Below are 20652 nucleotides of genomic sequence, written 5' to 3' on the forward strand. Positions count from 1 at the left end.
GTCACATCGGGCCGAGACCCTCAACGCTGACTGCCCCCATCGGGTTGGATTAGCGCATGGCAGCGGAGGATGAGCGCGCGCGGCTGCCCCGCTCGTTCCGCTGGCTGCTCGCGGCCGAGTCGGCCTCGAGCGTCGGCACGTACGTCACGCTGCTCGCGCTGCAGACGATCGTCGTCGTCACGCTCGGCGGCGACTCCGCCGACACGGGGCTGCTGAGCGCCGCGCGCTGGCTGCCATACCTCGTCGTGGGGCTGCTCGTGGGCGCGCTCGTCGACCGCATGCGCCGCAAGCCCGTCATGGTGTGGAGCGACGCCCTGCGTGCGCTGCTGCTCGTCGCGATCCCGGCGCTGTGGCTGCTCGACGCGCTCACGCTGCCGACGCTGCTCGTCGTCGTCATCGCCTACGGCGTCGCGACGGTCGTGAACGACGCCGCCTCGATGGCCTTCCTGCCGCGGCTCGTGTCGGGCCCGGTGCTGCAGTCGGCGCACGCGCGCATCGACACGGCGGATGCCGTGGCCCAGTCGGGCGGGCCCGCGCTCGGCGGCCTCGTCGTGCGACTCGTCGGAGCGCCGTTCGCGGTGCTCGTGGATGCGGTCGCCTCCGCCTTCGCGGCGCTCGCGGTCGCGCGCATCCGCGTCGACGAGCCCGAGCCAGCCGGTCGGCGCTCGGTGCGCGGCATCCTCGCCGACGTGGGAGAGGGCATCCGTCTCGTCTACCACGGCACCGCGCTGACGCGGCTCGCCGTCGCGACGCACGTGTGGTTCGCGGCCAATGCGACGCTCGGCGTGCTCGTGGCGCCGTTCGCCCTCACGACGCTGGGGCTCGACGCGGGCGCGTTCGGCCTCGTGCTCGCCGCCGCGGGCGTCGGCGCCGTCGTGGGCGCGTCGGTCACGGGATGGGTCGGGCGCCGCCTGGGTGCGCTGCCGACGGTCGCCGCGTGTCACGCGCTGTCGACGCTCGCGGTGCTCGTGATGGCCGCGGCCGTGCTCGTGGCGGCGTCGCCCGTGCTCGCGACCGTGCTGCTCGGCGCCGGGCAGCTGCTGCACGGCCTCGCGATGGGCGCGTCGAACTCGCACGAGATGGCCTATCGGCAGACGCGCACGCCCGACGAGGCGCAGGCGCGCGTCAACATGACGATGCGCGCCGCGAACCGCGCCGTCATCGTGGTCGTCGCGCCGATCGCGGGCGCCGTCGCGGTCGCGACGGGCATCCTGCCGATGCTCGCCGTCGCGGCGCTGCTCTTCCTGACCGCATCCCTCGCGATCGCCCTCCGCCCGCGACGGTGAGGGCTTCGGCCCGAATCGACATCACATCGGGCCGAAGCCCTCGATGCTGCGAACCTTTGAGGTTCTCGGCCACTTGCGAGGTCACAAGCGGCCGAGAACCTCGCAAGCACTCGGGGTCACCAGGGGAGAGCGTCGGGGATCGGGTCCGCGCCGAGCACGTGCTGCGCGCAGAAGGCGAGCACCGTCTCGTTCCAGGTGATGGCGTTCGACGGGCGCAGCACCCAGTGATGCTCGTCGGTGAGCTGCAGGAACCGATGCGGCATCGAGGCCGGCGTGCCCCGCCACCCCGACACGAGATCCCACCACAGCCGCAGCGCCTCGCTCACCGGCACGCGGTAGTCGCGGTTGCCGTGCGTCACGAGCATCGGCGTCGTGATCGCCGCCGCCGAGTGGTGCGGCGAGTACGCGCGGTACCACTCGGGCAGGTCGTCGGGGTGGCCGTGCACGCGCACCTTGTGCGCCGCGGCATCCGTCGTCGCGTGCTGCTGGTCGAGCGCCCAGAGGCCCGCGTGCGTCACGATCGCGCCGAAGCGATCGGAGTGCCCGGCGATCCAGTTCGTCATGAATCCGCCGAAGGATGCGCCGAGCAGCGCCGTGCGGGATGCGTCGAGCGTGCGCCGGGTCAGCACGCGGTCGAGCAGCCTCTCGCACTCGTGCCAGACGACGTCGGGGCGGCGGGGCCAGCCGCGGTTGAGGCCGGCGTGCCCGTAGCCGGTCGACATCGCGGGGTCGGGCAGCAGCACGGCCCAGCCTCGGGCGACGGCGAGCCAGGGGTTCCAGCGCCAGCTCCACGCGTTGTACGAGCCGTGCGGGCCGCCGTGGATCCATAGCATCACCGGCGCGGGCGCCTTCGTGGACGCCGATGCCGGCGTGCACAGCCAGCCGCCGACCGTCACGCCGTCGACGTCGGTCTCGACCCACTCGACGCGGCCCGGCAGGGCGCCGACGCCGCCGGGTGCGGGGATGGGCGCAGCCTCGACGCGGCCGCGACCGGCGAGCGGGATGCGCACGGGCGCGGGCGGCGAGGTCGTGTCCGAGCGCAGGGCGAACACGGCGCTTCCGTCGCGCGACGGTGCGAGCGCCGAGTGCGGGGCGTCGTCGACGAGGGTGCGCACCGAGCCCGTCGCCGCATCCACGAGCAGCACGGCGCCGCGCGAGTGCAGGTCGCCCGTCACCACGAGGCGCGCGTCGTCGACCCACGCGTACGAGCCGATCGTGAGATCGCCGACGTCGACCGCCACGGGGCCGCCGCCGCCGAGCGGGTGCAGCTCGAGGAAGTCGTACGACGTGTCGGTGGGCGTCGAGGTCGTGACGCGCGTCACGGCGACGCGACTGCCGTCGGGCGAGAGTCGCGGCCCCGACCACCCGTGCCCGGCCGTCGGCTTCAGCAGCATCCGCCGCCGCCGCGTGCGCACGTCGATCGCGGCGATGCCCGTGCGGGTCTCGCCGCCGGTCGTGCGCGTCGTCCAGGTCGTGACGGCGGTGGCGCCGTCGCGGGCGAGGTCGGCGGAGGCGTTCGTGAGCGCCACGGTGTCGGCGCCGGACGTGAGCTCGCGCAGCTCGCCGTCGTACGACACGTGCACGAGCCGCGTCGACTGGTCGCCGAGCTCGTGGTCCCAGTACCGGATGGGCATGCCGGTGTGCCAGATCGTGGTGCGCTTGGCGGCGGCGCGAGCGTCGCGGCGCTCGGCGTCGTCGGCGAGCGAGCCGCCCGCGAGCACCTGCGTCGTCGCGAGCATCGATCCGTCGTCGGCGACGGCGACGAGGGTGAGCCCGCCCGGCGCGGATGCGACGACGTGCGCCTCGCCGTGCACGGGCAGGCGCCAGATGGCGGGGCCGTCGTCATCGTGCTCGCCCGTGGGGTCGGGGCGGGCGGATGCGAAGAGCAGCGAGCCGTCGGGTCCGAATCGCGGAGCGGACTCGCCCTTCGCCGACCACGTCAGCCGCCTGGGGAAGGCGCCGCCCGTCGCGTCGAGCTCCCAGAGCGCCGAGGGCGTGCGCGAGAGGTCGTCGGTGGCCTGCTGGATCTGCGCCACGAGCCGCCCGTCGGGTCCGGCCGCGAGCCCCGCGATGCGCGGGATGCGCAGCAGCCCCTCGATGTCGGTCCAGTCCTCGAAGCGCGTCTCAGCCATCCGTCGACGCTATCTCCCCAGCGCGTCGAGGGTCTCGGCTCGATGCGATCTCGCATCGGGCCGAGACCCTCGACTCCGTCAGGTGGTGAAGACGGCGTGCGCGGTGGGGACGCGGGCGCGGCCGCCGAGGTCGACGAGCTCGAGGATCACCGCGACGCCCGCGACGGTGCCGCCGAGGCGCTCGACGAGCTCGATCGCCGCAACGAGCGTGCCGCCGGTCGCGAGCACGTCGTCGACCAGCAGCACGCGGCGCCCCGTGAGGTCGCCGGAGGCCTCGATCGTCGCGACGTCGTACTCGAGGGCGTAGTCGACGGATGCCGTGGGATGCGGCGTCTTGCCCGCCTTGCGGATCGGCAGCAGGCCCGTGCGCGCGATCGCGGCGACCGTGCCCGCGAGCAGGAACCCGCGCGCCTCGACGCCGGCGACGAGGTCGAAGTCGCCGTCGAACGGCGCCGCGAGCGCGGCGGTGACGGCGGCGAGCGCGTCGGCGTCGGCGAGCATCGGCGCGATGTCGCGGAAGAGGATGCCCGGCTTCGGGAAGTCGGGCGTGAGCGCGATGCGCGCCTCGGCGCGGGCGAGGGCGTCGGCGGAGGGATGCGGCACGGCTCCCAGGGTATGGGTGGTGGTGTGGCCTGCAGGTTCGAGGCGTCCGCCCACCTGCTGGTCGAGGAGCGCGCGAGCGCAGCGAGCACGCGTCACGAGACCACGCGACCGCGGCACCTGCTCAGCCGTGCGCGTGGTCCCGTCGGGCGGGCACGTCGTGTGGTCTCGTGACGGCTGCAGCCTTCGGCTGCGGCCTCCTCGACCAGCTGGGGAGAGCGGGCCAGGGAGGCGGCTGCGGCCTCGTCGACGGGCTGGGGGAGAGCGGGCCGGGAAGGCGACCGGATCCGATCGCCTCTTGCGCCATCCACTATCCAGTGTCACTATGTACCGGTAGTCAACGTCACTGAGTACCGAAGGAGACGCCCGATGCCCAAGCAGGTGACCGAGATGCTCAAGGGCATCCTCGAGGGCATCGTGCTCGCGATCCTCGGCCGACGATCCGCCTACGGGTACGAGATCACCGCCGAGCTGCGCGAGCGCGGCTTCGCCGACATCGCCGAGGGCACGATCTACGCCCTGCTGACCCGCATCGAGCAGCGCGGCCTCGTCGACGTCGCCAAGGTGCCCAGCGAGAAGGGCCCGCCCCGCAAGGTCTACGCGCTCAACGCGGCAGGCCGCACCGCCCTCGAGGAGTTCTGGGCCACCTACGACCTCCTCGCCACCCGCCTCGCCGGCCTCCGCGACGACGCCGCCGGCACCACCACGACCATCCAGGAGCGACCATGACCAACCTCTTCGAGAAGCTCGTCGGCGACCTCGGCCACAAGCGCCAGTACCGCGAGTACCGCGCCCGCGTGAAGGGCCTCGCCGAGCCGTACCGAACGACGGGCCTCGCCCTCGAGCGCTACCTGCTGAACCTCGGTGCCGGCAGCGACAGCGAGCAGATGCTGCGCATGCTCGACGACCTCGCGACCCTGCTCGAGCAGGGTCTCGCCGACGGCATCCCCGTGCGCGACGTCGTCGGCGACGACCCCGTCGACTTCGCCGAGGCGCACCTCGCCAACTACCCGCAGGGCTCGTGGATCCAGAAGGAGCGCACGCGCCTCGCCACCACGATCGCCGAGGCGATCGACGACGCAGGAGGTCGCGCATGACCGCGCTCACCCCCGCGATCTCCGTCCGCGGCATCGAGAAGTCCTTCCGGGACCTCGCCGTGCTGCGCGGCGTCGACCTCGACGTCGCGCCCGGCTCGATCGTGGCGCTGCTCGGCTCGAACGGCGCGGGCAAGACCACGCTCGTGCGCATCCTCGCCACGTTGCTGCGGGCGGATGCGGGTGCCGCATCCGTCGCCGGCCACGACGTGCGCGGCGACGCCCAGCGCGTGCGCGAGTCGTTGAGCCTCACGGGCCAGTTCGCGGCGGTCGACGAGGTGCTCACGGGCCGCGAGAACCTCGCGCTCGTGGCGCGCCTGCGGCACCTGCCCGACCCGAACGGCATCGCCGATCGGCTGCTCGCGCGCTTCTCGCTCACCGACGCCGGCGGCCGACGCGCTGCCACCTACTCGGGCGGCATGCGTCGTCGACTCGACATCGCGATGAGCCTCGTCGGCGATCCGCGCGTCGTCGTGCTCGACGAGCCGACGACCGGGCTCGACCCGCAGGCCCGCATCGAGGTGTGGGATGCCGTGCGTGAGCTCGCCGGCGCCGGCACGACCGTGCTGCTCACGACGCAGCACCTCGAGGAGGCCGAGCAGCTCGCCGACCGCATCGCGATCCTGCACCGCGGCGTCATCGTGCAGGACGGCACGCTCGACGAGCTGCGTGCGCTGCTGCCGCAGGCGACCGTCGAGACGGTCGAGCGGCAGCCCTCGCTCGAGGAGGTCTTCCTCGCCGTCGTCGGCGCTGACGGGGCCTCGCCGGACGAAGCATCCGCACCCAAGGAGGTCGACCGATGACCACCCACGCCGTCGCCGACACCGCGACCCTCACCGGCCGCTCGCTGCGCCACATCCTGCGCAGCCCCGACACCATCGTCACGACCGCGGTCATGCCGATCGCGTTCCTGCTGCTGTTCACGTTCGTCTTCGGCGGAGCCATCGACGTCGGCGATGCGTCGTACGTCGACTACCTGCTGCCCGGCATCCTGCTCATCACGGTCGCGTCGGGCATCGCGTACACGGCGTATCGCCTGTTCCTCGATCTGCAGGGCGGCATCGTCGAGCGGTTCCAGTCGATGCCCATCGCGCGCTCGTCGGTGCTGTGGGCGCACGTGCTCACGTCGATCGTCGCGAACCTCGTGTCGCTCGCGGTCGTCGTCGGCGCCGCGCTGCTCATGGGCTTCCGATCGTCGGCGGGCCTCGGAGCGTGGCTCGCCGTCGTGGGCATCCTCGTGCTGTTCACGCTCGCGCTCACGTGGGTCGCGGTCATCGCGGGGCTGTCGGCGAAGACGGTCGACGGGGCGAGCGCGTTCTCGTACCCGCTGATCTTCCTGCCGTTCGTGTCGTCGGCGTTCGTGCCGACCGAGTCGATGCCCGGCCCCGTGCGCTGGTTCGCCGAGCACCAGCCGGTGACCTCGATCGTCGACTCCATCCGGGCGCTGCTCGCCGGGGATGCGGTCGGCGGCGCGCTGTGGATCGCGCTGGCGTGGATGGTGGGCATCCTGCTGGTCGCGACGGCCGTCGCGACGATGCTCTACCGACGCCGGGTGCGCTGAGCGTCGGATGCCGGGCCGCGCGTGGACGCGTGGCCCGGCATCCGCGTGCTGGGATGGACCCGTGACCGCACGCATCCCCGACCCCGCGACGCTCGAGGGCGACCTCATCCGCCTCGAGCCGCTCACGCACGACGTGCTGCTCGAGCTGCGCGACGCCATCGGCGTGCCGGAGGTGTTCGCGGCAGGCTACTGCGGCGGCCCGGCGGCGCTCGACGCGTCGGACGCGGGCTGGATCGCGTGGGCCGAACGCACGTACCCGTGGCACGCGCGGCCGTTCGCGATCCGACTCCGCAGCGACGGTCGGCTCGTCGGCACGACGTCGCTGTCGGACCTCGACGAGGCCACCGAGCAGGCGCACGTCGGCTGGACCGCCTACGCCCCCGACGTGTGGGGCACGGCCGTGAACCCCGAGGCGAAGCTGCTCGTGCTCGGCCACGCGTTCGCGCACGGGTTCGGCCGCGTGCGCATCCAGGCGGATGCGGCCAACGAGCGCTCGCGTGCCGCGATCGTGCGGCTCGGTGCGACGTTCGAGGGGGTGCTGCGACGGATGCGGCAGGACGCGGAGGGCACGTGGCGCGACGTCGCGGTGCACTCGATCCTCGTCGAGGAGTGGCCCGCGGTGCGCGATGGCCTCGTGGAGCGGGTGCGCACGGCGCGGCGGCCGTAGCCCTCGCCCCCTGTCGCGCTCCTCGACCAGGCGAGAGGAGGCCTCAGCCCGGCAGCCCGCCCGCCCGCGACGCGCGCACCGCATCCAGCGTCGAGCGGCCGATGGCCAGCACGACCATGCGGCGCGCGGCGGCGGCGAGCACCACGATCAGCAGCACGTTGCGGATCGTGAGCAGCACGACCGCCCACGCCTGCAGGTCGACGAGCGCCATGTAGGCGATGGGGAAGATGATCGTCGTCAGCAGCCCCGTCGACAGCAGCACCGCCGTCATCCGACGCCACCAGCGCTGCGCGACGCCATCGACGGTCGCGAGGGCGGCGACGGCGACGGGCAGGATCCACAGCATGTACTGCGGCGAGCCGACGCGGTTGCACGCGAACATCGCCACCGTGACGACGAGCGCCGCCGTCAGCAGCGTCTCGTGGCGGTCCGCGCCGCGACGCACGGCGACCTGCGCGAGCACGAGCGCCGCGATCGTCGCGAGCAGCATGAGCGGCGTCGACGCCTCCTTCGCGAGCCCGTCGAGCGGGCCCACGACCTCGCGCGTCGCGAGGGCGACGTTCTGGAAGACGGCCGCGTCGCGCACGTCGAGCATCGCCATCCACACCCACGGCGTCGCGAGCGGCGCCTCGAGCTGCAGGTTGCGGTCGTCCTGCATCATCGCGAACGAGCCGAGCAGGCCCGCGTTGCCGAGCGCGATCGCCACCACGACGACGCCCGCCGTCACGACGAGCCCTGCCTGCAGGATGCGCATCCGCTCGTGCAGCACGACGAGCGCGCCGCCGATGAGCGCTGCGGGCCACACCTTGATCCAGGTGGCGACGGCGAGCAGCGCCCCCGCGACCCACGGTCGCCTCGCGAGCAGGGCGATCGCGACGATGACGAGCGGCGCCGTGACGCCCTCGAGGCGCAGGAGCGCGACGGGTGCCAGCGCCAGCAGCATGCCGAGCCATGCCCAGCCGGCGATGATCGCGCGTGTGGATCCGGATGCGAGCAGCGAGCGCAGCGCGAGCGCGTCGAGCGCACCGATCATCGCGATCCACATCGCGAGGTACGCGGGTGCCGACGCGAGGTTCGCGAACCCGATCGGCAGCCACGCGAGCAGCGGGTACACCCACTCCTCGTCGATGCCGACGATGCCGCGGCCCTCGAACGCGTCCATCGCCCACTCGCGGTACAGCGGCAGGTCGCCGAGGGTGTCGCCGGCGAGCATGTGGCCCGCGAGCACGACGATCGTGGCGCCCTGCAGGATGCCGAAGGCGATCCAGACGGTGCGTGCCTCGCGCCAGCGCGGGGCGAGCGTGGCGATCTGCCTCGTGTGCCGCAGCGCGCGCGCCTGCGCCCGCTCGGCCAGGGTCGCGCCGCGGGTGGTCGTTCGCTCGATCGTCGCCATCGCTCGCCACGGTAGGTGCGCGACCTGCGGATCGAGGCCCGCTGCATCGACTCGACGGCGACCCGTCACCGAACGTTCACCCGTCGAGGGCGCGCGGGTCGCTGACAGGGTGGCGCGCTCGGATGCGCTCGGCGGGCGGCCGTAGGCTGGGAGGGTGTCCGCACACGACGAGCTCGACCGATACCGCAGCAGCATCGACAACGTCGACGCCATCCTCATCCACACCCTCGCCGAGCGCTTCAAGCTCACGCAGGCCGTGGGTGCGCTGAAGGCGACCGAGGGGATGCCGGCCTCCGATCCTGCGCGCGAGCAGCGGCAGATCGCACGCCTGCGGCGGCTCGCGGAGGAGTCGGGCCTCGACCCGGCGTTCGCGGAGAAGTTCCTGAACTTCGTGATCGCCGAGGTCATCCACCACCACGAGCAGCACGCGGCCGGCCAGGCCTGAGGCGGCCGCGGCGCCGTCCGCCCGAGTCGACCCGGCTGCGTCTCGCAGGCGATCCCGGCCGTCGAGGCAGCCAGCATCTCGCTCGAGGACCCGGGATCGCCCTGCAGGACGCGGACGGGGCGGGTCCTACTGCTGCGCGAGCAGGCGGCGCACGACGTCCTCGCCGAAGTCGAGCGCGTCGAGCGGCACGCGCTCGTCGACGCCGTGGAACATGCGCGGGAACGCGAAGTCGGCGGGCAGGCGCAGCGGGATGAAGCCGTAGCCGCGGATGCCGATGCGGCGCAGCGGCTTGGCGTCGGTGCCGCCGGGGATGAGATGCGGCAGCACGACGGCACCGGGGTCGACGTCGGCGATGATCGCCTGCACCTGCTCGGCGACGCGACCCTCGAACGGCGTCTCGAAGGCGTCGAGCTGCATGAGCACGCGCACCTCGATCTCCGGGCCGACGACCTCGCGCACATGGGCGAGCGCCGCATCCTCGCGGCCGGGGATGAACCGCAGGTCGACGATGGCGGTGGCCGTCTCGGGCACGACGTTCTCCTTGTACCCGGCGGCGATCCTCGTCACGTTGGAGACGTCGCGCAGCCCGGCGCGGATGCGGGTGGCGGATGGGCCGGCGACGAGCGCGAGCTGCTCGGGCGTCGCGGATGCGGGCAGCCCCGCGATCTCGCGCAGCCGCTCGAGCAGCGTCGCGGTCGTGTCGGTCATGACGAGCGGCCACTCGATGGCGCCGATGGCGCGCACCGCCTCGGCGATGCGCAGCGTCGGGTTGTCGATCGCGGGCAGCGAGCCGTGGCCCGAGATGCCGCGGGCCGTGAGCTCGAGCCAGTACGCGCCCTTCTCGCCCGTGTTCATGAGGTACGCGCGCTGGCCGTCGACCGTGATCGAGTACCCGCCGCCCTCGCTGATGGCGGTGTCGACGCCCGCGAACGCCTCGGGATGCGCGACGGCCATCCACTCGGAGCCGAGCTCGGTGCCGCCCTCCTCGTCGGCGAAGAACGTCAGCACGACGTCGCGCTGCGGCTGGAAGCCCTCGGCGACGAGACGGCGCACGGCGGCGAGCATCATCGCCGCGAAGTCCTTCATGTCGATGGCGCCGCGGCCCCACAGCATGCCGTCGTCGATCACGCCCGCGAACGGCGGATGCGTCCATGTCGTGGGGTCGGCGGGCACGACGTCGAGGTGCGCGTGCAGCATGAGCGCCGGCAGCGTCGGGTCGACGCCCGCCCAGCGCGCGACGAGGTTCGTGCGGCCGGGCTCGCGCTCGTAGCGCGTCGACGGGATGCCGAGCTCGTCGAGGATCGCCTGCACGTAGTCGGCGGCCGGCTCCTCGGGGCGCGTCAGCGCGCCGCCGTGGTTCGACGTGTCGATGCGGATGAGGTCGCGGAGGATGCGCGCGACGTCGCTGAGCTCCGAGTCGGCGGGCTGAGCGGGGGCGGTCACGACGCGAGCGCCTTCGCAGAGGCGAGCGCCCCCGAGAACGCGAGCCGCAGCGCCGTGAACTCCTGCAGCACGCCGATCGTGTGGGCGCCCTCCTCGATCGCGAGGCGCTGCTCGGTCTCGCTCCAGGCGGGCATCATCCACGGCTTGCCGGCCGCGCGGGCGGCGCGAGCGATGGCGCGCAGCGACGCATCCGCGACGTCGTCGAACACGTAGCCGCCACCGCCGCGGCGTGCGAAGAGGTCGCCCGGTCCGACGAAGACGCCGTCGACGACGTCGAGCGCGAGGATGGCCTCGACGTCGTCGAGCGCCGCGGGGTCCTCGATCATCGGCAGGCACAGCGTCTCGCGGTTGTGCCTCGGCGCCCACTCGGCGTCGAAGCCGATGTAGTCCATCGTGCGGCCGCCGGCGAGCGAGCGGTCGCCGAGCGGCGGCAGCTTCGCGAGCCCGCAGACCTCGGCGGCCTGGGCGACGCCCAGGATGTGGGGGATGATCACGCCGTCGGCGCCGAAGTCGAGCGCCTGCTGGATGGGGGAGCGCTCGGGGGCGCCGACCTTCACGAGCATCGTCATGCCCAGCGCCTTGACGAACGGGATGGTGCGGTTGAGGTCGGCGAGGTCGAAGCTGCCGTGCTCCACGTCGAAGATGACGGTGTCGTACCCGGCGCGGGCGACGATCTCGATGCCGGCGACGTTCGGGGTCGAGAACCAGGCTGCGAACTTCGGGGTGGTCATGCTGCGGTCCGTCCTGCGCTCGCGAGCGCGTCGAGTGCGGCGAGGTCCTCGGGCGGGAGGATGAGCTCGGCGAGGGTCGTCTCGCCCGCGCGCACGCGGGCCATGGCGGGCGGCTCCCACGCCATCATGCTGCGCACCCGATCCACGAGGCCGGCGAGCATGTCGGGCTCTGCGAAGAGCACGCCGTTCTCGTCGGCCATCGCGATCATGCCGGCGCGCACACTGGCGCCGCCGATCGTCACGGGCACGTTGATGCCGCCCTGCACGGGCCGGTCGGGCTGCGTGCGGGTGGTGAAGGGGGCGAGGCCGCGGCCGAGCACGACCATGCCGCTCTCGCGCAGCTCGACGACGTCGGTGACGGTGCCCTCGACGGCGACGCCGACGGCTCCCCGTGCTGCGAGGGCACCGGCGACGCCGCCGCCGACGGAGGCGTGCGTCGTGTTGTGGCCGTTGTCGACGACGACGAAGTCGCCGGGCTGCACGAGGGAGGTCATGTAGTGCACGAGTCGCGAGTCGGTGACGACGAGCTTCACGGTGACGACGCGGCCCACCGTGAGCGTCTCCCCGCCGGCGATCCGGTGGATGCCGCGCGCGAAGCCGTCCTCGAGGATGTGGCCGAACGTCGGCAGGTCGAGCCCGCGCAGGGTCTCGAGCAGCGCGGCGTCGACCGGCGGCGCCGGCAGGATGCGCACGTCGGGGGCGACGCTCATGCGCGGGCGCCGACGCTCGACAGGAACGCGCGCAGGCGCACGTTCTCGCTGTCGCGGAAGATCTGCTCGGGCGTGCCGACCTCGCGCACGGCACCCTCGGTCATGAACACGACGCGGTCGGCGACGTCCCGAGCGAAGCCCATCTCGTGCGTGACGATGATCATCGTCTGGCCCTGCTCGCTGAGCTCGCGCATGACGTGGAGCACGTCCTCGACGAGCTCGGGGTCGAGCGCCGACGTGGGCTCGTCGAAGAGCAGCACCTCGGGCTGGATGGCGAGCGCGCGTGCGATGGCGACGCGCTGCTGCTGCCCGCCGGAGAGCTCGGAGGGGTAGTGCCCTGCGCGGTCGGCGAGGCCGACGCGCTCGAGCAGCGCGGTCGCGGCGGCACGCGCCGCCTTCGTCTTCATCCCGCGCACGTGCACGGGCGCGTGGGCGACGTTCTCGAGCGCCGTCATGTGCGGGAAGAGGTTGAACTGCTGGAAGACCATGCCGAGGCGGGCGCGCTGGCGGGTCACGTCCTGCTTCGAGCGGTGCAGGAGTCGGCCCCCGACCTCCTCGAAGCCCATGAGCTCGCCGTCGAGGGTGATCGACCCGGAGTCGATGGTCTCGAGCATGTTGAGCGTGCGCAGGAGGGTCGACTTGCCTGCACCCGAGGGGCCGATGAGCACGACGGTCTCGCCGCGGGCGACGTCGAGCGAGACGTCGTCGAGCACGAGGTTGTGCCCGAAGTGCTTCGAGACGTGGCTCGCGGTGAGCAGGGGCGTGGTGGCGGTCATCGCGCGGCTCCTTCCGTGGTCTCGGTCGTCACGGCGGCGGGTGCCGCTGCGACGGGTACGGGCGCGGTCCTGGGCTTCGAGCCCTTGCCCTTGCCGATCGAGCGGCGCTCGAACCCTCGGCCGAAGCGGCGCTCGAGCCTGCCCTGCACGAAGTAGAGGACGGTCGTGCAGGCGAGGTACCAGATGCTCGCGACGATGAGCAGCGGGATGACCTGGCCGTTGGTCTGGTAGATGCCCTGCGCCGTGTAGAAGACGTCGGCGACGGCCATGACGGACACGAGCGACGTGCCCTTGAGCATGATGATGATCTGGTTGCCCGTCGGTGGCACGATCGCGCGCATCGCCTGAGGGAGGACGATCTGCGTGAAGGTCTTGCGGGTCGAGAGGCCGACCGACTGGGCAGCCTCCGTCTGCCCGTGCGGCACGGCGAGCAGGCCGCCGCGCACGACCTCGCCCATGTAGGCGGCTTCGTTGAGGCCGAGGCCCAGCAGCGCGGCGATGATCGGGCTGATGAGGTCGTTCGTGTTGGCGCTGAGGAACGGGTCGAGGCCGGGGAGGCCCAGCTCGACGCGCGGCAGGAAGATCGCGATGTTGTACCAGAAGATCAGCTGCACGAGCGTGGGGGTGCCGCGGAAGAACCACACGTAGGCGTTGGAGACGCCGCGGATGAGCGGGTTCGGCGACAGGCGGCCGGCGGCGAGCAGCACGCCGAGCACGATGCCGATGGCCATGGCACCCACCGTGAGGTAGATGGTGACCCAGAGGCCCTTGAGGATGGCGGGGAAGAAGAGGTACCGACCGATCACGGCCCAGTCGACGGTGGGGTTGGTCGCGAAGATCCACAGCACGCCTGCGGCAGCCGCTCCCACCACGATCGTGGCGATCCATTGCCCGGGGCGCGCGCGGCGCCTCGCGGTCGAGACGTCGACGGGGGTCGTCGTGGTCATGGTCGGTCCCTCCTCTTCCCTGCTGTTCAGGACTCTTCGGCCAGGTTGAAGCCGAACTCGTCCATCGCGTTCTCCTCGATGCCGTACTTGGCGAGGATCGCGTCGTACGTGCCGGCCTCCTGGAGCGCCTCGAACGTGGCGAGCATGGCGGGCACGATCGGGTCGCCCGTGGGGGCGGATGCGCCGACCCAGAACGGCGGGAAGCCGTTGTCCGTCGAGTTGGCGCCCGAGATCACGAGCGAGTCGTTCTGCTGCGCGTAGTACGTGAGCGGGATCTGCGACGAGAACGCGGCGTCGGCGCGGCCCGAGGAGACGGCGAGGATCGCCGAGTCCTGGTCGCTGAAGAGCGCGATGTCGATGGGCTCGTCGCAGCTCGCCTGCTGGTTCTCGAGCACCGTCTGCGCCGTGCCGCCCTGCAGGGTGGCGATGGTGTGGCCGCACGCGGCGTCGAGCGAGTCGACGACGTCCTCAGCCGTCTCGGGCTGGATGAAGACGACGTACTCGGCGATCCACACGGCGAAGTCGTAGTTCGCCTGCGTCGCGGGGATGTCGGAGAGCGGCGAGATGTTGACGTCGTAGCGGTCGGACTGGAAGCCCGTGAAGATGTCGCCGATCGACGGGGCGATCTCGAGCTCGACCTCGAGGCCGGTCGCGGCCTCGATGGCGGCGATCGTGTCCCAGTTCAGGCCGATGTCGGTCGTGCCGTCCTCGTCCTTGTACGAGTAGGGCGGCAGGTTGATCGAGGCGGCGCGGATGACGCCCGACTCGACGACGTCCTCGGGGAAGAGGTCCTGCAGGTCCTGGCTGAACTCGGGCATGGGGATGTCGGACTCGGATGCTGCCGCCGACTCCTCGGGCGCGCTCGACGCGGTCGAGCAGCCGGCGACGCCGACGATCGAGAGCAGCGCCGCGGCGGCGACGGCCGTGCGGGCGATGGTGCTGCGAGTGGCCATCTGGCCACCTCCTTCTGGTGCGGATGCGGTGCGCGTGGGGAGCGCGCACGGCTCACTGTAGGCGAGTCGTTGTTTCGTTCGTGTAACAACGATGTGCCATCAACCTCATCTTGTGAGTTTTTTGACGACCGTAACCTTAGATTGTTACCCGGAACCGATCACAGGAGGAATCGTGACCGCTCGCTACGACGGCCCCGTCATCGACGCCCACACGCACCTGTGGGACCTGTCCATGGATCGCCACCCCTGGCTGCGGCCCGCAGGCGACTTCGGGCCCAAGGGCAGGCTCGACCGCCTCAAGGGCAAGGACTACGTGCTCGAGCACTACCGCGCCGACGTCGAGGGCACGCAGGTCGCCGCGTCCGTGCACGTCGAGGCGTTGTGGGATGCGAGTCGCTCGCCCATCGAGGAGACGCGGTGGCTCGAGACGCTCGACGGTGGCGCGTTCGCGTCGCGCTACGTGGGCGCGGCGGCCTTCGGCGGCGACGCGACCGAGGACGTGCTGCGCGAGCAGGCGTCGTACGAGCGGATGCGCGGCATCCGCCAGGTCGTGGCGTGGACGCCGCACCCCGACCGTCGCATGGCGCCGCGCGACGGCATCCTGCGCGAGGCGGCATGGCGTCGCAGCGTCGAGCTGCTCGTCGAGCTCGACCTGCATCTCGAGCTGCTGCTCTACCCGTACCAGGCCGACGACGTGCTCGCCCTCGCGCGCGACCTGCCGGACCTGCCGATCGTCGTGAACCACATCGGGAGCCCCATCGAGCAGGACGCCGAGGGCGTGGCTCGCTGGCGAGCCTCCATCGCCACGATGGCGCAGGCGCCCAACGTGCTCGTGAAGCTCTCGGCGGCCGCGGCGTACCCCGAGGAGAAGTCCGTCGACGCCATGCGTCCCTTCGTGGCGCCGATCGTGGCCGAGCTCGGCGCCGACCGCGTGCTGTGGGGCAGCGACTTCCCCGTCGGCACGCTCGTGGGCTGGCCGTACGCCCGCTACCTCGAGGCCTACCGCACCATCCTCGACGAGCGCACGGTCGACGAGCAGCGTGCCGTCCTCTTCGGCACCGCGAACCGGCTCTACCGCCTCGGCCTCTGACGCTCGACGCGACGAAGGCTCTGGCGCAGCACGCCGGGGTCTTCGTCGCCTCCTGCTCGACGGCGCGTGGGCCGACCGCCTCGCGGGCTACGCGTCCTTCGGCAGCAGCGCCCGCAGCATGCGGGCGTCGACGTCGTCGGGCTCGGCGCGCACGAGCACGATCGACGTCTCGGTCTGCTGCACGCCGCCGATCGACCACACGTCGTTGGCGAGGATCTGGCGCAGGTCGTCGAAGCCGTGGGCGCGGATCTTCACGACCATGTCGTTGGCGCCGGTGACGACGTTGATCTCCTCGACGCCACGCAGGCCCATGAGGGTCTCGAACACCCGGCTCTGGTCGAATCCGACCGCAGCCTTGATCGACAGGTACGCGACGGTCGAGTGCCCGAGCGCCTCCCAGTCGATGTCGACGCTGAAGCCACGGATGACGCCCTTGGCCTTCAGCCGGGCGATGCGGTCGGCGACGGCGGGCGACGACATGCCCAGCACGTCGGCGAGCGCGCGCTGCGGCACGCGTGCATCCTTCGCGAGCTCCATGAGCAGCTGCACGTCGATCGCGTCGAGCGGCACCTCGGGGGCTGCGGGGCGGACGCGCTCGGCGAAGCTGCGCAGCGGGGTGTCGGTGGTCTCGTCGGCCATGGGTCTCTGTCCCCTCGGTCGCGCTGCTGCGCATGCGACGGTGCTGGTCGGGCGCGACCTTCGTTTCGAAGGTCGATCGGTCGTGCAAGGTATCACGCGAAGGCGGCGTGGCGGGTTCAGGATGCGCGGCGCGGCTCGGCGGTGTCGCGCAGGCGGGGCGCGACGAGCGCGGTGGCGAGGCTCGCGACGCCCACGAGGGCGAACGCCCCGATGGCGGCGGGCACGACGCCCGACAGGTTGCCGATGCCGCCGACGAGCAGCACGGCGACGGCCGCGGCGGCGTACGTGACGGCGGCGTAGAGCGACGACAGCGCGCCCTGCTGCGCCGGCGTCGCGCCGCGCGTGAGCGCCACCAGGCCCGCGCGGTACGAGATGCCGATGCCGACGCCGAGGAGCGCGTAGCCCGCGAGCACGACGGGCGTCGCCGACCACAGCGCGCCCGCGGCGACGCCGAGCGCACCCGCCGCCTGCACGAGGAGGCCGGACGCCCACGGCGCGACCCGCGCGATCATGGGGCTCGCGAGCTGCGCCGCAGCGCTCGCCGCGAGCATGAGCACGGGTCCGAGCGCGCGAGCGACCGGCTGCTCGAGCTCGGCGAAGATCGTCGCGCCGAACACGATGCCCACGCTCACGCCGATCCAGCCGACCGAGCCGCTCGCGAGCATCCGCACGACGCGCCGGTCGAGCCGGATGCTCGCCCTGCCGCCGCGGATGCCGACGAGCGCGGCGCGGTTCGCGTCGCGCCGCGCTCGCAGCACGATCGACGCGGCGACGAGCAGGATCGCGAGGACGCTCGCGTGGCCGAGCGCCACGAGCTGCGGCGAGCCGGCCTCGGCGAACGACACGACGAGCTGCGAGCCGCCGGCGCCCACGACGGCGCCGACGAGGTTGCCGGTCGCCGAGATCGCGCGGCCGCGCGCGCCGATCGCGGCGACGACCAGGGCCGCGGCGGCACCCGTGCCCATGCCGCCTGCGATGCCCGCGACGGCGCGGCCGGCGAGCACCGACCACTCCTGCGCGATCGCGAGCAGCACGTCGGAGCCGATCGCGACCGCGAGGGCCGCGACGAGCAGGGGAGCGGCGAACCGCGTGAGCGTGGGTCGCGCGAGCACGAGCAGCACGACCACGAGCACGCCGACGTAGCAGACGAAGGTCAGCGAGATCAGCAACGGGTCGAGCCCGAGCAGGTCGCGGTAGACGGGCAGCAGCGGATTGATGGCATTCGTGCCCGCCAGCAGCATCGCGAACGACGCGGCGACGATCACCGCCTGCCATGCCGTGCCCGTGCGCGTGCCGGTGGTGATGGTCATCGTCAGGCCGATCTCGTGAGAGTTCTCACAACTGTAACTTTGGAATGAGTTGCACCTTAGATCCTAAGGTAGCGTCCAAGCAGAGCAGTACATCGAAAGGCCCGTCATGCCCCTGTCCTACGCCCGTCGCATGGATCGAGTGCGCCCGTCCGCCATCCGCGAGCTGCTCAAGCACGGCGCCGACCCCGCGCTCATCTCCTTCGGCGGCGGCTACCCCGACCAGCGGCTCTTCCCGCTCGACGACCTGCGCAGCGTGTTCGACGCCCTGCTGCAGCCCGAGCGAGCCGCCTCGCTGCAGTACACGACCTCCGACGGCCTGCCCGCGCTGCGCGAGGCGATCGCCGAGCGCATGACGGCGCAGGGCACCCCCATGGACGCCGATGACGTGCTCATCCTCTCCGGCGGGCAGCAGGGGCTCGACCTCGTCGCCAAGCTGCTCGTCGACCCCGGCGACACCGTGATCGTCGAGGACCCCACGTTCCTCGGCGCCCTCATCGCCTTCGCGCCGCTCGAGCCGACGTATGCGACCGTTCGCCTCGACGAGCACGGCATGGACACCGACCACCTCGCCGAGGTGCTCGCCGCCAACCCCGGCGTGCGCATGCTCTACACGGTGCCCGACTTCCACAACCCCACGGGCGTCACCATGAGCCTCGAGCGCCGCCGCCGCCTCGTCGAGCTCGCCAACGAGCACGACATCGTCGTGCTCGAGGACAGCCCGTACCGCGAGCTGCGCTTCGACGGCGAGCCCGTGCCCACGCTCAAGAGCCTCGACACCGAGGGCCGCGTCATCCACCTCTCGTCGTTCTCGAAGATCCTCGCCCCCGGCATGCGCCTGGGGTGGCTCGCCGCATCCCCGGAGCTGCGCGAGCGCCTCGGCCTGCTGAAGCTCGCCGCCGACACCCAGTCGGGCACGCTCGCGATGCACGCCACCGCCTCGTTCATCGCCGGCTTCGACCTCGACGCGCACGTCGACCGCCTGCGCGACGCGTACCGAGCGAAGCGCGACCTCATGCTCGGGACGATCGACGAGGCGTTCCCGGCGTCCGTCGCCCGCACGAGCCCCGAGGGTGGCCTCTTCACGTGGCTGACCTTCCCCGACGGGTTCGACTCCGCACGCTTCATGGCCGAGGTCGCGCTGCCCGATGCGAAGGTCGCGTACGTGCCCGGCACGACGTTCTTCGCCGGCGGCGGGCACCCGAACCACGCCCGCATCAACTTCTCCAACGTCACCGCCGATGACATCGTCGCCGGCATCACCCGACTCGGCCACCACCTTCGCAGGGAGCTCGCATGACCACCGTCCACCCCGAGATCGTCGCCGCCATCGAGGCGCTGCCGCTCGTCGACCACCACGTGCACTCGCTGCTCACCGACCCGCTCGACGAGTCCGACCTGCTCGACGCGCTCACCGAGGCCGACCGCCACTGGTCGCGCGAGACCGCGCTCGACACGCAGATCGGCTTCGCCGTGCGCCGCCACTGCGCACCCGTGCTCGGCCTCGAGCCCTTCGCCGACACCGAGGCGTACCTCGCTGCCCGCCGCGAGCTCGGCTTCGACGAGGCGACCTCGCGCCTGCTGCGCGCGTCCGGCATCTCGCACTACCTGATCGACGGCGGCTACATGCCCGAGCAGCTGCTGCCCGAGGAGCGGATGGCGTCGCTCGGCGCCGCCGACTGGGCGCCGATCGTGCGACTCGAGACCACGGCGGAGGCGGTGATGGCCGACGCGACGTCGGGCGCCGACTTCCTGTCGTCGCTGCAGGAGGTCCTCGAGCGCGAGGCCGAGCGCGCCCTCGGCTGGAAGACCGTCGCCGCCTACCGATGCGGCCTCGACCTCGACGGCGCCAAGCCCACCGACGACGAGGTGCTCGCCGCCGCCGACGCGTGGTTCGCCCTCGGCGCGCCTGGCGCCCCCTCGCGCCTCGAGGATCCGACGATCGTGCGCCACCTCATCTGGTGGGCGCTCGAGCGCGGCGACACCGTGCAGGTGCACGCGGGCTTCGGCGGCCCGAACCTGCGCCTCGACGGTGCCGACCCCGCCGGCATGCAGGCGCTGTGCGCCGCGACGGAGCACACGGGCGGCCGCATCGTCTTCCTGCACTGCTACCCCTACGCGCGCCAGGCCGGCTACCTCGCCCACCTGTACCCGCACGTCTACCTCGACGCGGGGCTCTCGATCAACTACCTCGGCGCGAACGCCGACGTGGTCGTGCGCGAGACGCTCGACCTCGCGCCGTTCGGCAAGGTGCTGTTCTCGTCGGATGCGTGGGGTCTGCCCGAGCTCGTCCTGATCGGCGCCCGCCTGTGGCGCGACTCGATGGCGCGCATCCTCTCGGAGTACGTGGAGGTGCACGAATGGCCCGTCGCCGAGGCGATCCGCATCGCCGAGCTCGTCGCGTGGCGCACGGCCGAGACCGTGTACGCGCGGTCGTTCGCGCCGGCCGTCGCAGCCGTCGAGTCCGAGGCCGCGTGATGGCTGCGGAGTCGGCACCCATCGGCGCGACCGAGCCGGCTCCGCGCAGCCTGCCGCCGGCACCGGCCGTGCCGCTCGGGCCGGCGACGGCATCCATCATCATCCGCGGCTACGACTGAGCCGCGTCGCCCCGCGAGCGCCCGCCCCGCACGCCACCGACCCGGCAGGCGGGGAGCAGCGACGTCATCGCGCGCCGGGAGCAGCGGCGCCGGCGAACCCTCCGCCGCCCGGGCCGGCCAGGCAGCGCCGCCCGCGCATCCCGCGGGCGGCGCTGCGTGTGCGGGTCCGGGCATGGCGAAGGCCCGCCGCACCAGTGGTGTGCGACGGGCCTTCGGTCGTTCCGCGTGCCTTACTCGGCGGGGACGGCCGTGATCTGCGCGACGCCGACCAGCAGGCCGAC

21 protein-coding genes are annotated in these 20652 nt (G+C 72.5%); 10 read left to right on the forward strand and 11 right to left on the reverse strand.

Annotated features, from left to right (window positions below):
• Positions 1-56: 56 nt before the first annotated feature.
• Positions 57-1286: an MFS transporter gene (locus FS793_RS13445; protein WP_144721153.1), complete on the forward strand. Its 1230-nt coding sequence runs from the start codon at positions 57-59 to the stop codon at positions 1284-1286.
• Positions 1287-1402: 116 nt separating this feature from the next.
• On the opposite strand, the gene FS793_RS13450 is transcribed toward FS793_RS13445, so the two are convergent.
• Positions 1403-3418, reverse strand: a complete 2016-nt coding sequence (locus FS793_RS13450) for a S9 family peptidase (RefSeq protein WP_144721155.1) — start codon at positions 3416-3418, stop codon at positions 1403-1405.
• A gap of 78 nt (positions 3419-3496) precedes the next feature.
• Positions 3497-4021 carry an adenine phosphoribosyltransferase gene (locus FS793_RS13455; protein WP_144721157.1) on the reverse strand — a complete coding sequence of 175 codons (525 nt, stop codon included), beginning with the start codon at positions 4019-4021 and terminating at the stop codon, positions 3497-3499.
• A gap of 366 nt (positions 4022-4387) precedes the next feature.
• On the opposite strand from FS793_RS13455, the gene FS793_RS13460 reads away from it, so the two are divergent.
• The 5 genes from FS793_RS13460 to FS793_RS13480 all read left to right on the forward strand — a co-directional run bounded on the left by FS793_RS13460 (position 4388) and on the right by FS793_RS13480 (position 7340).
• Positions 4388-4747 (forward strand): PadR family transcriptional regulator, encoded by a 360-nt coding sequence (locus FS793_RS13460; protein ID WP_144721159.1) that lies wholly within the window; start codon positions 4388-4390, stop codon positions 4745-4747.
• Positions 4744-5115 carry a DUF1048 domain-containing protein gene (locus tag FS793_RS13465; protein ID WP_144721161.1) on the forward strand — a complete coding sequence of 124 codons (372 nt, stop codon included), beginning with the start codon at positions 4744-4746 and terminating at the stop codon, positions 5113-5115. The genes FS793_RS13460 and FS793_RS13465 overlap by 4 nt, the downstream gene beginning before the upstream one ends.
• On the forward strand, positions 5112-5915 hold the full coding sequence (locus FS793_RS13470) for an ABC transporter ATP-binding protein (RefSeq protein ID WP_144721163.1): 804 nt from the start codon (positions 5112-5114) through the stop codon (positions 5913-5915). Before FS793_RS13465 ends, FS793_RS13470 begins: the two co-directional genes overlap by 4 nt.
• Positions 5912-6673, forward strand: coding sequence for an ABC transporter permease (locus FS793_RS13475; RefSeq protein ID WP_144721165.1), 762 nt, complete (start codon positions 5912-5914; stop codon positions 6671-6673). The genes FS793_RS13470 and FS793_RS13475 overlap by 4 nt, the downstream gene beginning before the upstream one ends.
• 61 nt (positions 6674-6734) lie before the next feature.
• Positions 6735-7340: a GNAT family N-acetyltransferase gene (locus FS793_RS13480; protein WP_144721167.1), complete on the forward strand. Its 606-nt coding sequence runs from the start codon at positions 6735-6737 to the stop codon at positions 7338-7340.
• A 43-nt stretch (positions 7341-7383) separates the two neighbouring features.
• On the opposite strand, the gene FS793_RS13485 is transcribed toward FS793_RS13480, so the two are convergent.
• On the reverse strand, positions 7384-8733 hold the full coding sequence (locus FS793_RS13485) for a hypothetical protein (RefSeq protein WP_186329526.1): 1350 nt from the start codon (positions 8731-8733) through the stop codon (positions 7384-7386).
• Between the two features lie 154 nt (positions 8734-8887).
• Between FS793_RS13485 and FS793_RS13490 the strand changes: the two genes are divergently transcribed.
• The gene (locus FS793_RS13490; RefSeq protein ID WP_144721171.1) at positions 8888-9178 is read left to right on the forward strand and encodes a chorismate mutase; all 291 of its coding nucleotides are present in this window, start codon (positions 8888-8890) and stop codon (positions 9176-9178) included.
• A gap of 126 nt (positions 9179-9304) precedes the next feature.
• On the opposite strand, the gene FS793_RS13495 is transcribed toward FS793_RS13490, so the two are convergent.
• Genes FS793_RS13495 through FS793_RS13520 form a run of 6 tightly spaced genes read right to left on the reverse strand, consistent with a single transcriptional unit; the run spans position 9305 to position 14738 of the window.
• Positions 9305-10621, reverse strand: coding sequence for a M20/M25/M40 family metallo-hydrolase (locus tag FS793_RS13495; protein ID WP_144721173.1), 1317 nt, complete (start codon positions 10619-10621; stop codon positions 9305-9307).
• Positions 10618-11352: an HpcH/HpaI aldolase family protein gene (locus FS793_RS13500; protein WP_144721175.1), complete on the reverse strand. Its 735-nt coding sequence runs from the start codon at positions 11350-11352 to the stop codon at positions 10618-10620. Before FS793_RS13500 ends, FS793_RS13495 begins: the two co-directional genes overlap by 4 nt.
• Positions 11349-12062, reverse strand: a complete 714-nt coding sequence (locus FS793_RS13505) for an RraA family protein (RefSeq protein WP_144721177.1) — start codon at positions 12060-12062, stop codon at positions 11349-11351. Before FS793_RS13505 ends, FS793_RS13500 begins: the two co-directional genes overlap by 4 nt.
• Entirely contained in the window at positions 12059-12838 is a 780-nt protein-coding gene (locus FS793_RS13510) for an amino acid ABC transporter ATP-binding protein (RefSeq protein WP_144721179.1), read from the reverse strand. Before FS793_RS13510 ends, FS793_RS13505 begins: the two co-directional genes overlap by 4 nt.
• Positions 12835-13785: an amino acid ABC transporter permease gene (locus FS793_RS13515; RefSeq protein WP_144721182.1), complete on the reverse strand. Its 951-nt coding sequence runs from the start codon at positions 13783-13785 to the stop codon at positions 12835-12837. Before FS793_RS13515 ends, FS793_RS13510 begins: the two co-directional genes overlap by 4 nt.
• Before the next feature lie 26 nt (positions 13786-13811).
• Positions 13812-14738: a transporter substrate-binding domain-containing protein gene (locus FS793_RS13520; protein ID WP_144721184.1), complete on the reverse strand. Its 927-nt coding sequence runs from the start codon at positions 14736-14738 to the stop codon at positions 13812-13814.
• Between the two features lie 172 nt (positions 14739-14910).
• On the opposite strand from FS793_RS13520, the gene FS793_RS13525 reads away from it, so the two are divergent.
• Entirely contained in the window at positions 14911-15828 is a 918-nt protein-coding gene (locus tag FS793_RS13525) for an amidohydrolase family protein (protein ID WP_186329527.1), read from the forward strand.
• Between the two features lie 87 nt (positions 15829-15915).
• Here FS793_RS13525 and FS793_RS13530 read toward each other — a convergent pair whose 3' ends face one another.
• On the reverse strand, positions 15916-16467 hold the full coding sequence (locus FS793_RS13530) for an Lrp/AsnC family transcriptional regulator (protein ID WP_144721188.1): 552 nt from the start codon (positions 16465-16467) through the stop codon (positions 15916-15918).
• A gap of 116 nt (positions 16468-16583) precedes the next feature.
• A complete protein-coding gene (locus tag FS793_RS13535; protein ID WP_144721190.1) occupies positions 16584-17777 on the reverse strand; it encodes an MFS transporter in 1194 nt (397 codons plus the stop codon).
• 130 nt (positions 17778-17907) lie between these two features.
• On the opposite strand from FS793_RS13535, the gene FS793_RS13540 reads away from it, so the two are divergent.
• Together FS793_RS13540 and FS793_RS13545 are read left to right on the forward strand one after the other, a co-directional pair.
• On the forward strand, positions 17908-19074 hold the full coding sequence (locus tag FS793_RS13540; protein WP_144721192.1) for an aminotransferase-like domain-containing protein: 1167 nt from the start codon (positions 17908-17910) through the stop codon (positions 19072-19074).
• Complete coding sequence (locus tag FS793_RS13545) at positions 19071-20252, forward strand: amidohydrolase (RefSeq protein WP_144721194.1); 1182 nt, start codon at positions 19071-19073, stop codon at positions 20250-20252. Before FS793_RS13540 ends, FS793_RS13545 begins: the two co-directional genes overlap by 4 nt.
• Positions 20253-20652: the final 400 nt, after the last annotated feature.

This window comes from Agrococcus jejuensis, assembly GCF_007679035.1.
Taxonomy (GTDB): Bacteria; Actinomycetota; Actinomycetes; order Actinomycetales; family Microbacteriaceae; genus Agrococcus; species Agrococcus jejuensis_A.

Bases quoted from the DNA above. Each gene is read 5' to 3' on its own strand.
- FS793_RS13445 (WP_144721153.1), top strand. From the start codon at position 57: ATGGCAGCGGAGGATGAGCGCGCGCGGCTGCCCCGCTCGTTCCGCTGG.
- FS793_RS13450 (WP_144721155.1), bottom strand. From the start codon at position 3,418: ATGGCTGAGACGCGCTTCGAGGACTGGACCGACATCGAGGGGCTGCTG.
- FS793_RS13460 (WP_144721159.1), top strand. From the start codon at position 4,388: ATGCCCAAGCAGGTGACCGAGATGCTCAAGGGCATCCTCGAGGGCATC.
- FS793_RS13465 (WP_144721161.1), top strand. From the start codon at position 4,744: ATGACCAACCTCTTCGAGAAGCTCGTCGGCGACCTCGGCCACAAGCGC.
- FS793_RS13470 (WP_144721163.1), top strand. From the start codon at position 5,112: ATGACCGCGCTCACCCCCGCGATCTCCGTCCGCGGCATCGAGAAGTCC.
- FS793_RS13475 (WP_144721165.1), top strand. From the start codon at position 5,912: ATGACCACCCACGCCGTCGCCGACACCGCGACCCTCACCGGCCGCTCG.
- FS793_RS13485 (WP_186329526.1), bottom strand. From the start codon at position 8,733: ATGGCGACGATCGAGCGAACGACCACCCGCGGCGCGACCCTGGCCGAG.
- FS793_RS13500 (WP_144721175.1), bottom strand. From the start codon at position 11,352: ATGACCACCCCGAAGTTCGCAGCCTGGTTCTCGACCCCGAACGTCGCC.
- FS793_RS13505 (WP_144721177.1), bottom strand. From the start codon at position 12,062: ATGAGCGTCGCCCCCGACGTGCGCATCCTGCCGGCGCCGCCGGTCGAC.
- FS793_RS13510 (WP_144721179.1), bottom strand. From the start codon at position 12,838: ATGACCGCCACCACGCCCCTGCTCACCGCGAGCCACGTCTCGAAGCAC.
- FS793_RS13515 (WP_144721182.1), bottom strand. From the start codon at position 13,785: ATGACCACGACGACCCCCGTCGACGTCTCGACCGCGAGGCGCCGCGCG.
- FS793_RS13520 (WP_144721184.1), bottom strand. From the start codon at position 14,738: ATGGCCACTCGCAGCACCATCGCCCGCACGGCCGTCGCCGCCGCGGCG.
- FS793_RS13530 (WP_144721188.1), bottom strand. From the start codon at position 16,467: ATGGCCGACGAGACCACCGACACCCCGCTGCGCAGCTTCGCCGAGCGC.
- FS793_RS13535 (WP_144721190.1), bottom strand. From the start codon at position 17,777: ATGACCATCACCACCGGCACGCGCACGGGCACGGCATGGCAGGCGGTG.
- FS793_RS13540 (WP_144721192.1), top strand. From the start codon at position 17,908: ATGGATCGAGTGCGCCCGTCCGCCATCCGCGAGCTGCTCAAGCACGGC.
- FS793_RS13545 (WP_144721194.1), top strand. From the start codon at position 19,071: ATGACCACCGTCCACCCCGAGATCGTCGCCGCCATCGAGGCGCTGCCG.